Genomic DNA, 10,141 nt, shown 5'->3' with positions numbered 1-10,141 from the left:
ACGGTTCTCTCTCCACTGCCTCCTCCTTACATCCCTCCTTCCTCAGTATCCTCTTCACCTCCCTTTCCCTACGGCGCACCATAACGAACCAGATTTGCTCTAGATAACGAAGAATCATGTTCTGATAAGAAGGGAAAAAGAAAGCAGAACACTGACTGATATTTTGGAAGTGATTAACGCAAATGGCGCTTATTGAAACCATTCATGCTCACAGGTAAAAGAGCACAATTCATTTTTAGACGAACTTGTAAAAAAGCGTTTAATTTCAGCCACAGATACAGATGGTGTATGGCAATTTCTTTTAAAGATTTTTTCTTTTACTCTTCTTCATCGGTTTTTTGAGGTGGAGGAGGCAAAACATATGCCCCAGAAAGCCAACGGTTCAGATCGACTGCACGACACCGTGATGAACAAAAAGGATAAGAATCCTGCTGAGATATTTTTCCACATTCTGGACAAGGACGTGATGAGCGCAGATTATTTTTCTGTAATGGCAGTTGATATATTTCTGCTTTTTTTTTATCTTTTTTCGGCTGTTTCATTATTTTTCACGGTGTTTTTTTGTAAGCTTTTGTTTTTTTGCCTTTACCCATAAATTTTCACCCATTTCGACCTTATCCATCGAAATTTTCTACCCAATGATTAAGCAATGGATAATGATAAGCCATTAAGAGATCCATTGTTTCAGCCAATGGGAGCCCCACAACGTTGGAATAAGATCCGGTTATATTTGTCACGAAAGCCCCTGCTTTTCCCTGGATTGCGTATCCTCCGGCTTTTCCTTCCCATTCCCCGGAAGCCAAATAGGCATCCATCATCATTTTAGTTAAGCGTTTAAACCGCACAGAACTTTCAACTAGTTTGGCACTTATTTTCCCACGTTCATTCATAAGACACACGGTACTATATACTTTATGAGCTCTTCCTGAAAGAAAGCGCAAACATTCGTATGCTTCATCTTCTCCCTCTGCTTTAGGAACAATGACTCGTCCCACTGCCACGACTGTATCTGCAGCTAAAATTAAATATTTTTTTGCTTCTGGTTCTTTTTGACTATTTTTCTGATCTCTTAACCAGCTTTCCTTTGCTGCAAGGACTTTTGTTTTTGCTAAACGCTTTGACAGACTTGCCGGATGCTCTCTTGATTTTGGTGTTTCATCAATATTAGTTGCATAAACAAATTTGGGGTCAACACCTATTTGTGCAAGAAGTATTAAACGCCGCGGAGAAGCAGAAGCAAGAACCAAATCGATATCCATGATAGAACCCCTTTCGCTAATTTGAGTGCCTATGAGTGCCATGCCTATGCACTTTTGTCTTAACGTCCCCGCTTTATTTAAATTTTTTATAGCTCTGATATTTTTTTATTTTTGATTTTTTTGTTTGATCACTGGATGAGTTTTATATCAGTTTACTTTCTTGCTAGGATTTCACTTTTTCAGCCAAGAGCTTGATTTTCGGTTTGTTGATTTGAGACAGAGTTTTTTCCTTTTGACGATTATTTATAGCGATATGTAATTCGTCCTTTTGATAAATCATAAGGGGTCATTTCCACCATAATTTTATCGCCGACTAAGACACGGATACGATTTTTACGCATTCTTCCAGCGGTATGAGCAATAATTTCATGATCATTTTCTAACTTTACGCGAAACATTGCGTTCGGCAAAAGTTCTGTAACGATCCCAGAAAATTCCAATACTTCTTCTTTAGACATAAAGAGTGATTTCCTTTACAGTATATATGTCGTTGATTTTATATGATAAGTTATCGTTCTTTTTTCATATCCTATTTTGTTGATTTTGTGAACAGGGATTTATACAGAGAAAAAGAGATTTTCTTTTTGGGCTTCATTTGCTGTTCATCAGAGCATTTTTCATTTTTTATTTTCTTTATTTTTTCTCCTTTTTTCTTCTCCTGATTTTCACTTTTTTCATATGATCGCTTTTTCACTGTATAATATTATCGCTTTTTCACTGTATAATATTAATGAGTTTCTGAGCTTGACAGCAATCTTCACTTTTCTGCCTTCCACTTTAAATTTCATAAGCTCTTATTTTCTCAATAAGACCATTATTCTATGCTCTTTTTATTATGGTCTTTTATTATGGTCTTCTTTTTCTATTATTATGGTCTTCTTTTTCTATCTCTTTATTTTTCTTAAAAGTTGCGCTCCAACATTTATTTTCTCTCACTAAAGAGGATAAAATCTACTAATTACTTTACAAAAAGACGACAAAACTTTTAAAAGCAATTGAATCGCTCTTTGACAATGCATGAGACCCATTGACCAAGAACTAAGCCCTTAAAGAATGAAAAAGGATATTAAATGGCTGAAAAATTGTATGACGTAGCGCTTTTAATGGGTAGTCAATCAGATTGGCATACCATGCACCATAGTTCAGATATTTTAACCCACCTTGGCATTTCTCATCTGACACAGATCATCTCAGCGCATCGGACACCTGAACGGCTTTACCAATTTGCAAAAGGAGCAAAAGCTTCTGGCTTTAAAGTTTTGATTGCTGGCGCTGGGGGAGCAGCGCATCTTCCTGGTATGCTAGCGTCTCTTACTCCTTTACCTGTTTTTGGCGTTCCGATTCAGTCTGAAGCTTTATCGGGTCAAGATTCTTTGTTTTCGATTGTGCAAATGCCCGCTGGCATACCGGTTGGTACTTTAGCGATTGGCAAAGCAGGAGCGATTAATGCAGCTCTTTTATCCGCAGCGGTTCTTGCGGTTTATGATGATGTTTTATCCGAACGTTTACAGCGCTGGCGTGAAAAACAAACAGCTAGCGTAACGATGACTCCAACGACGGAGAATGCAAATGTCTCACTATTCTGAAAGTCTACACTCTGGTAGCACTATTGGTCTTCTTGGAGGAGGTCAATTAGCACGAATGTTAGCGCTTGCAGCAGCGGAACTTGGTTTTAAGACACTTGTTCTGAGCCCTGAGATTGATTGCCCAGCATCTCAAATTAGTACGGAGCATATTCTTGCTTCGTATGAAGATCAAACAGCGTTAGCGCATCTTCTTTCTGTTTGCAATGTGATAACCTATGAATTTGAAAATCTACCTTTGCAAATAGCACAATATATTGAACAAAAAAGTTATCTTTATCCCTCTTCTCAGATTTTGGAGATTTCACAAGACCGAGTTCTTGAGAAACAATTTCTGAACGATCATGGGATTCGAACGGCTAAGTGGTATGCGGTTCATAATCGGAATTCTCTTATTGAGGGCTTATCGGCCTTAGGGGGCAGTGGTCTTTTGAAAACACGACGTTTTGGCTATGATGGCAAACACCAGATTGGTCTTCATCATCCGAGTAAAGAAATCATCGATAAAGCTTTAATTGCGCTTGATCACCAACCTTTGATTTTAGAAGAAATTGTCCCTTTTTTGTTTGAAATATCTGTCGTATCGGCATCGAATCCTCAAAAAGAGCATGCTTTTTATGACTGCTGTGAAAATCAACATAGAAGCGGCATTCTTTATAAAACATTTGTGCCTTCACGCGCTTCACCGATGATACAAGAAACAGCGCAAGAAATTAACGCTCAGATTATGGATATTCTTGATTATGTTGGTGTTCTTTGTGTAGAATTTTTTGTCTTAGCCGATGGAAGTCTTTTGGTGAATGAATTAGCGCCTCGTGTGCATAATTCGGGTCACTGGACGCAAAAAGCATGCACCACTTCACAATTTGAGCAGCACATCCGTTCCATTTGTGCTCTTCCTTTAGGAGATACCTCACGCCATAGCAATTGTGAGATGACAAATCTCCTTGGCATGAACTTGAAAGATTACCAGAGTTTTTTACGGAAAAAATCGACATCAGTGCATTTATACGGCAAAACTCTTGTCAAACCAGAACGGAAAATGGGTCATGTCATCGAGTTAACAGGACCAGCAACACAATCTTCCCACGCAACAGAATAAGCACTTCAGAGAGCATCCCTAACCTCTCCATATCTGCTCCCCTCTTCTCCTACCCCCCTGCGAACAACTCTTTCCTTCCCCAACGCTCTAACTTCTGCGCTTCGTCACCTCTCACCTCTCCCCATTCTCGACATATCCTGCCTTCTCCTGTCTTCTTCTCTCCAGCCCTTTTAAAAACTTTTCCACCCCTTCGTCCTTCCCCTACAACAACTCCCCCCTTGCAACACTCTCCCTCCAACATCCCCTTTTTCTTCTATAAAAGATCATCAACCATGTATAAAAGATCATCAACCCTGAAGAGTTACTCTATTTCCCGTATAGATAAAGGAAAGTGTACTTGACAAGAAGAGGACTCGCTGTTACAAATTTATAGTCTTTACTTGTCCATTATATTAAAAAGTTTCATTGTTTTTTTATGAAGCAGTTTTTTACGACAGGTTCTGGGAATGCTTCTGTAACGTCAGGAATGCTTCTGTAACGTCTATGTCTTAAGAGCATACTGTATAATATTTAAGAATATAATATGGTGCTCATTATATAAACGGTGATGATGATGAAAATTAAGAATTCGCTCAAAGCACTCAAAGAACGTCACCGTAATAATCGGTTGGTTCGTCGCAAAGGTCGTATTTATATTTTGAATAAGACCAATCCGCGTTTTAGAGCTCGCCAGGGATAATGGATTTTAAAGACAGATTTTTGGTTGCTACTGTTTTTTTGGCAGCATTTTTTTGTTGTGTTTATTCAAGATTTTTAAGACAGTGGGCAAGATTTTTAAGACAACAGGGTATTTTTGTTTTACTTTTCAATAGTCTTTTTTTTCTTTCTCCGAGTTATGGTCAGAATCCTCCTTCTTTATCGCTCGAAGAGTCTCCTTCTCCACAATTGCTTTTGCCTTTAGATGACCTGATACCTGGTTTGCCACCGGCTCAGTCTGAGAGTCCCTCCTTATCGGATTCTCACTCAGGAGCGATTCTTCTTGAAGATTATGAATTGATACCTCACTCTCATCGATCTCTTTCGAGTGACCGTAAAGAGCAAGAGATTGTGCGTCTTCTTAGAGAATTGAAATACTGTTCTGATGCGAAGGAGGCGAAAAAGTTGAGTCGTCAACTTCAGCGTTTATGGTCACGCTCAGGCAGCGAGACTATTGATCTTTTAATGACATGGGCAGAACAAAGCATTACGGAATCGAATTACGGTTCTGCTCTTGATATGATTGATTCTGTGATATCTCTTTCTCCGACCTATGCTGAGCCTTGGGTTAGGCGTGCTTGGATTCATATTCAATTGAGTGATTTTAAGCTTGCGATGATTGATCTTTCTCATGCTCTCAAACTTGAGCCTCGGAATTACATAGCCCTCTTTGAGCTTGGCATTATCATGGAAGCAACGGATCGCCCACATTTAGCGATAAAGGCTTATGAAACGGCTCTAACTTTGTATCCGCAAATGCAGCTTGTTCAAAAACGTCTTGATGTTCTTTTATCCGAACAATTGGGTCAAGAAATTTAGCACTTTTAGCAATGATTCCTTAAAGGAATAATCGGATTTTTTTTATCTAGCGGGGGAGGTAAAATTGTTTTATAATGGGAGAGGTGTTCTGCGCTTCTCGACAGGAAATAACATATTCCTGAGGCCTTATTGATTTCCAAGGGAGCTGTCCCTGAAAGAGCTCGTGGGCTTTTTCACACGGTGCCCACCTAGTATGCTAGGCACTCGGAATCAACTTTTTCCATCGGTTGTTGTGGTTCACCTTTTCTGTATTTTGATCACTTTTTGGTTATTATTTTCTGTGATTTGTGTGGTTGAAGGTCATTGCTTAACAATGATAGTTTCCTCTCCTTCTCTTTTTTTATCGGTTCGCAACTCTTTGCGGCAATTTGGTTTATCGCAACGAGATCATCTATCCTTGGAAGAGCGGAGTATTTTTTCGCAACAGGCCTGTTTTCATGTTTCTGAGTATCTTGCACAAAAAGTGAGTAATTTTTCACAAATTATTTTTGCTGGTTATTGGCCGATTCGTTCAGAGATTGACCCACGCCCTTTGTTTGATTTTATTTCCTCCCGTGGTGGAAATTTAGCTTTACCGGTCGTTCTTGATGATAAGATGATGGTTTTTCGTCGTTTTTCGGATGAGAAGCAGTTAGAGCTAATGCATTTTGGTATTTTTTGTCCTAACTCTGAACAGACTGTTGTTTTTCCTGATTTTATACTTGTTCCCCTTTCTGCATTTGACCGTCAGGCTCACCGCCTTGGCTACGGAGCGGGCTATTATGACCGAGTGATTGCACATTTTCATAACCAAGCTCACCCTGTGCATTTACTTGGTTTTGGTTTTTCGTGCCAAGAAGTTTTGTCCATTCCTGCGCGAGCAGATGACCTCCTTGTAGAGGGTATTTTTACAGAAAAGGGTTTTCTTAAATCTTAAATTATGATTAAAACGCTTATGCGCTTTTTATTTTTAGGTGATATTGTTGGACAAACCGGTTGTGCAGCTGTTTTGCGCATTCTTCCTTGTTTAATTGAGCAATGGTGCCTTGATTTTGTTGTTGTGAATGGTGAAAACGCCTCCAATGGCTTTGGCATTACCCAGGCAGCTTATCAAGATTTTTTGAATGCGGGTGTTGATGTTGTTACGACAGGCAATCATGCATTTAACTGTAAAGAAACTTTGAACTATGCATCTTATAGCGATCGTTTTTTACGTCCAGCGAATTTTGTTGAAGGCACACCTGGGAAAGGATCTGGTTTATGGACAGCGAAAAATGGGGCTCGTGTTCTTATTGCAAATGTGATGGGCACTGTTTTTATGCCCTGCACGGTAGAAGACCCTTTTCACACAGCGGATAAGATTATTGCAGCGTGTCCTTTGCGGGAGCAAGCAGACGCTATTATTTTTGACTTTCACGCGGAAGCGACCAGTGAGAAACAATGTTTTGGTCACTTTCTTGATGGACGTGTGAGCGTTATTGTTGGCACCCATACGCATATCCCGACGGCTGACGCTCAAATTTTAGAGGGAGGAAGTGCTTATTTGTCAGATGCGGGGATGTGCGGTGATTATAATTCCTCTTTAGGGATGGATAAAGAAGAACCCTTATACCGTTTTCTTTATAAGAAGAAGTTTAAATTTTATGCACCTGCGAAAGGCCCAGCAACGCTTTGTGGTTTAGCGGTTGAACTCTCTGACCGTACTGGCCTTGCTGAAAAAGTTTCGGCTGTTCGCATTGGTCCCCATTTAAAGCCTGAAATTCCAGATTTTTGGGGTCCTTTATCTCTTTAGGCCTCTCTGGGCTCCTTCAGCCTCTTTGGAGTTTACACCTTCTCGGCAATCTTTTGAAAGCTTATCCCCTCCTTGTACCTCTCTTTAGGCAGCCTCCTTGTACCTCTAAGCAAGCCCCCTTATACCTCTAGGCAGCCCCCTTGTACCTCTAGGCAGCCCCCTTGTACCTCTAGGCAGACCCCTTATACCTCTAGGCAGCCTCCTTGTACCTCTAGGCAGCCTCCTTATACCTCTAGGCAGCCCCCTTATACCTCTAGGCAGCCTCCTTATACCTCTAAGCAGCCCCCTTATACCTCTAGGCAGCCTCCTTATACCTCTAGGCAGCCCCCTTATACCTCTAGGCAGCCTCCTTATACCTCTAAGTAGCCCCCTTGTACCTCTAAGCAGCCTCCTTGTACCTCTAAGCAGCCTCCTTGTACCTCTAAGCAGCCTCCTTGTACCTCTAGGCAGCCTCCTTGTACCTCTCTTTAGGCAGCCTTCTTGTTTTCTCCGCACTTCTCGGGCGAGGAACTCCTTCGGCCTTTTCGAAGTTTACACATTCCCTTCTCTACAGCTTTTCCAGATCATTCTATAGGTATCTCCCCTACTCACAATCCGTCTCACAGATTAACACTCTCTAAGCATAACATTTGTATATCTAACTGACCCTTTCAGCCTCTTTGAAGTTACGCACTCCCCTTTGGCTTCTTTAAGCTCTTTGGGATTTATATCTTTTTAGGAAGCATCTTATTTTCTCATCCTGTTACACGTCGAATATCTGCACCGCATTGAGCTAACTTTTCTTCCAACCGTTCGAAACCTCGATCGAGATGATAGACGCGATTGACGATTGTTTTTCCCTGTGCGGCAAGCGCAGCAATAACAAGAGAAACGGAAGCGCGCAAATCTGTTGCCATCACTTGTGCGCCTTGCAAACGATCTGTCCCTCGGATAAGTGCTGTTTGTCCACTCAGTGTAATTTGTGCACCCAAGCGGACTAATTCCTGTACGTGCATAAATCGGTTTTCGAAAATTGTTTCGGTGATATGAGCATTTCCCTGAGCTCGTGTCATAAGAGCCATAAATTGTGCCTGTAGATCTGTTGGAAAATCTGGGAAAGGACCTGTTTTGATATCTACGGGTATAATTTTTTTCTCTGGATCTCGTTTTACACTGATACCTTCTGGTTTTATTTCGATTTCGAGCCCTGTTTTTTTGAGGCACTCGAGGACTTGGGTAAGATGATGAGGATTTGCATTTTTTAGCAAGACTTTTCCCCCTGTCATAGCCACGGCCATAGCATATGTTCCTGCTTCGATTCGATCAGCAATAACTTGAATTTTTGCGCCATTGAGTTTTTCGACTCCGTGGATAGTGAGGGTTTGCGTACCTTCTCCAGAGATGTGTGCGCCCATAGCCTTGAGCGCTTGAATCAGATTTATGACTTCTGGTTCACAAGCGATATTATCAAGAATGGTTGTTCCTTTTGCCATGACAGCTGCCATCAAGAGCACGTGAGTTCCCCCGACAGTTACTTTAGGGAAACGATAGCGTCCGCCTTTGAGCCCTTCTGGTGCTTTAGCATGCACATATCCTTGTTCGATAACGATTTGTGCTCCTAGACTTTTGAGTCCTTCCAGAATAAAATCGACGGGCCGTGTTCCGATGGCACATCCACCAGGCAAAGAAACGTAAGCTTCTCTACATCGTGCGAGCAGCGGACCAATGACCCAAAAGCTTGCGCGCATTTTCTTCACTAATTCGTAAGGAGCATTTATTGTTGTTATTTTTTTTGCTGTAAAATGAATTGTTCTTGAATATCCGCTATCTTGATGTGATTTTCGTCCTTCGACAGCATAACCGATCCCGTGATGATTGAGGATTCGCAGTAAGAATTCGACATCGACGAGATGAGGAATATTATCCAAAGTAAGTGTCCCCTCCGTGAGCAATGCCGCAACCATAAGAGGGAGTGTAGCATTTTTAGCCCCTGAAATAGGAATAACACCATTAAGAGGATTTCCACCAATAATGTGAATAGAATCCATAATGTTCTGCCCTTTTTACTCAAGCCTAAAGTCTCCCTTTAAAAGAACCTTTTGAATTGAATAAGACTCCTTTTAAAGCAGATGAACACCTTAAAGCATTTTTTTCTATAACTTTGAAACGAATCATCAAGAGATTTGGTTGCAAAAATGTCTTAAAAATACCTTAATCGAAAGTCTTTTTTAGGAGTTATCCTGAAATCGTTTTCGATTTTGCTCTTTTCGGCGTTTTAAATTGGCACGCAACTGCTGAGCTAGCCTTTCTTGGCGTTGTTTTTTTCTCTCATCTTTGCATTTTTTATTATCATTTTGTTTTTGTTGATTCATTTGTGTCATAACACACTTTTTTGAAAAATTTCACTTTTTGATAGCTTGAAACACATCAGGCTCACACTATTTTTTGCCTTTATCTTTTTGGCTTCTTATATCACCTTTTTTGTCATGACATAAGATGAACTGACTTGCAAGAATGGATTAATGCTCTCTTGCCTATTTTGTAACAATATGGCACAAGGCAGCACAGAGATTTAAAGCGCTGCGGTAGCTCAGTGGTAGAGCACTCCCTTGGTAAGGGAGAGGTCGAGAGTTCAATCCTCTCTCGCAGCACCATTACATATCCCACACATCAATACACATCAATATCACATTGCAGGAGCAGCTCCTTTTGTTGACAGCCCCTCCTCTTAATTTATACGATAACGCCTCCTTTATTGACACGATAACGCCTCCTTTATTGACACGGATTCATTCTTTTTCTCTTTCTGCTCTTTTTCTCAAGCTCTCAATCCAGACCTCACCTCTCTTTGAGGCTTCTCCAACGTCTACTTCTTCTTTTATAACTGTTTTGATTTTACTACATACCCTCCACCATGTCTCACCAACATCAC

13 protein-coding genes, 1 tRNA gene and 1 other RNA gene are annotated in these 10,141 nt (G+C 40.8%); 8 read left to right on the top strand and 7 right to left on the bottom strand.

Annotated elements, in window-relative coordinates; all coding sequences use genetic code 11:
• Nucleotides 1-317: 317 nt before the first annotated feature.
• The 3 genes from yacG to infA form a co-directional block, all read right to left on the bottom strand.
• Nucleotides 318-542 (bottom strand): DNA gyrase inhibitor YacG, encoded by a 225-nt coding sequence (gene yacG / locus T420_RS0100220; protein ID WP_013545479.1) that lies wholly within the window; start codon nucleotides 540-542, stop codon nucleotides 318-320.
• Between the two features lie 72 nt (nucleotides 543-614).
• Nucleotides 615-1,301, bottom strand: a complete 687-nt coding sequence (locus T420_RS0100210; protein WP_035450784.1) for a Maf family nucleotide pyrophosphatase — start codon at nucleotides 1,299-1,301, stop codon at nucleotides 615-617.
• 197 nt (nucleotides 1,302-1,498) lie between these two features.
• Entirely contained in the window at nucleotides 1,499-1,717 is a 219-nt protein-coding gene (infA, locus tag T420_RS0100205) for a translation initiation factor IF-1 (protein ID WP_013545481.1), read from the bottom strand.
• Between the two features lie 612 nt (nucleotides 1,718-2,329).
• On the opposite strand from infA, the gene purE reads away from it, so the two are divergent.
• Nucleotides 2,330-2,845 (top strand): 5-(carboxyamino)imidazole ribonucleotide mutase, encoded by a 516-nt coding sequence (gene purE, locus T420_RS0100195; RefSeq protein ID WP_013545483.1) that lies wholly within the window; start codon nucleotides 2,330-2,332, stop codon nucleotides 2,843-2,845.
• Nucleotides 2,829-3,944: a 5-(carboxyamino)imidazole ribonucleotide synthase gene (locus T420_RS0100190; RefSeq protein WP_013545484.1), complete on the top strand. Its 1,116-nt coding sequence runs from the start codon at nucleotides 2,829-2,831 to the stop codon at nucleotides 3,942-3,944. Before purE ends, T420_RS0100190 begins: the two co-directional genes overlap by 17 nt.
• Nucleotides 3,945-3,993: 49 nt before the next feature.
• Here T420_RS0100190 and T420_RS07110 read toward each other — a convergent pair whose 3' ends face one another.
• Nucleotides 3,994-4,185, bottom strand: a complete 192-nt coding sequence (locus T420_RS07110) for a hypothetical protein (protein ID WP_013545485.1) — start codon at nucleotides 4,183-4,185, stop codon at nucleotides 3,994-3,996.
• Nucleotides 4,186-4,497: 312 nt separating this feature from the next.
• On the opposite strand from T420_RS07110, the gene ykgO reads away from it, so the two are divergent.
• The 5 genes from ykgO (at nucleotide 4,498) to T420_RS0100165 (ending at nucleotide 7,230) form a co-directional block, all read left to right on the top strand.
• Nucleotides 4,498-4,623: a type B 50S ribosomal protein L36 gene (gene ykgO, locus T420_RS0100180; RefSeq protein WP_013545486.1), complete on the top strand. Its 126-nt coding sequence runs from the start codon at nucleotides 4,498-4,500 to the stop codon at nucleotides 4,621-4,623.
• Nucleotides 4,623-5,459 (top strand): tetratricopeptide repeat protein, encoded by an 837-nt coding sequence (locus T420_RS0100175; RefSeq protein ID WP_013545487.1) that lies wholly within the window; start codon nucleotides 4,623-4,625, stop codon nucleotides 5,457-5,459. The genes ykgO and T420_RS0100175 overlap by 1 nt, the downstream gene beginning before the upstream one ends.
• An 82-nt stretch (nucleotides 5,460-5,541) precedes the next feature.
• Nucleotides 5,542-5,702, top strand: a non-coding RNA gene (ssrS, locus tag T420_RS07150) — 6S RNA.
• A 70-nt stretch (nucleotides 5,703-5,772) separates the two neighbouring features.
• Nucleotides 5,773-6,375, top strand: coding sequence for a 5-formyltetrahydrofolate cyclo-ligase (locus tag T420_RS0100170; protein WP_026501031.1), 603 nt, complete (start codon nucleotides 5,773-5,775; stop codon nucleotides 6,373-6,375).
• A 3-nt stretch (nucleotides 6,376-6,378) separates the two neighbouring features.
• Nucleotides 6,379-7,230, top strand: coding sequence for a TIGR00282 family metallophosphoesterase (locus tag T420_RS0100165; protein ID WP_013545489.1), 852 nt, complete (start codon nucleotides 6,379-6,381; stop codon nucleotides 7,228-7,230).
• Nucleotides 7,231-7,335: 105 nt separating this feature from the next.
• Here T420_RS0100165 and T420_RS0100160 read toward each other — a convergent pair whose 3' ends face one another.
• From T420_RS0100160 to T420_RS07385, 3 genes are all read right to left on the bottom strand, one after another.
• Entirely contained in the window at nucleotides 7,336-7,725 is a 390-nt protein-coding gene (locus T420_RS0100160; RefSeq protein WP_026501030.1) for a hypothetical protein, read from the bottom strand.
• Nucleotides 7,726-7,964: 239 nt separating this feature from the next.
• Entirely contained in the window at nucleotides 7,965-9,257 is a 1,293-nt protein-coding gene (murA, locus tag T420_RS0100155) for a UDP-N-acetylglucosamine 1-carboxyvinyltransferase (RefSeq protein ID WP_013545490.1), read from the bottom strand.
• Between the two features lie 180 nt (nucleotides 9,258-9,437).
• Nucleotides 9,438-9,590, bottom strand: coding sequence for a hypothetical protein (locus T420_RS07385; protein WP_013545491.1), 153 nt, complete (start codon nucleotides 9,588-9,590; stop codon nucleotides 9,438-9,440).
• 198 nt (nucleotides 9,591-9,788) lie between these two features.
• On the opposite strand from T420_RS07385, the gene T420_RS0100145 reads away from it, so the two are divergent.
• Nucleotides 9,789-9,863: transfer RNA gene (locus T420_RS0100145), tRNA-Thr, on the top strand.
• Nucleotides 9,864-10,141: the final 278 nt, after the last annotated feature.

Source organism: Bartonella clarridgeiae ATCC 51734, from assembly GCF_000518185.1.
GTDB lineage: Bacteria > Pseudomonadota > Alphaproteobacteria > Rhizobiales > Rhizobiaceae > Bartonella > Bartonella clarridgeiae.
The sequence above is the reverse complement of the archived record's forward strand: the minus strand, read 5'-3'. Positions and strand labels throughout refer to the sequence as shown.